The sequence below is a fragment of the Flavobacterium sp. FlaQc-48 genome (assembly GCF_044007335.1).
Taxonomy (GTDB): Bacteria; Bacteroidota; Bacteroidia; order Flavobacteriales; family Flavobacteriaceae; genus Flavobacterium.
Genome location: NZ_JBIPCR010000091.1, coordinates 1 through 255 on the forward strand (window position 1 = coordinate 1; position 255 = coordinate 255).

1 protein-coding gene is annotated in these 255 nt (G+C 27.1%); it reads left to right on the top strand.

Annotated elements, in window-relative coordinates; translation table 11 throughout:
- A partial coding sequence (locus tag ACHRWY_RS27700) for a type II secretion system F family protein (protein ID WP_395359258.1) occupies window positions 1-255 on the top strand: 255 nt, incomplete at both ends.

A 255-nucleotide genomic window follows, 5' to 3' on the forward strand; every position in this document is an offset into this window, starting at 1 on the left:
AATATTATAGTATTCAGATTGGTGAAGAAACAAGAAAATTAGAAGAAGTTTTAGGTGAATTGCAAAAGTATTTCAACCGAAAAATTCAGATGAAAAGACAAATTATATCAGTCATGACCTATCCAACTATCGTGATGTTAGTGACAGTTTTAGTTTTATATTTTATGCTGAATAAAGTAGTACCAATGTTTAGTTCTGTCTTTAAACAATTTGGAAGTGAATTACCAAAAAGTACTCAAATTATCCTTAAAATAT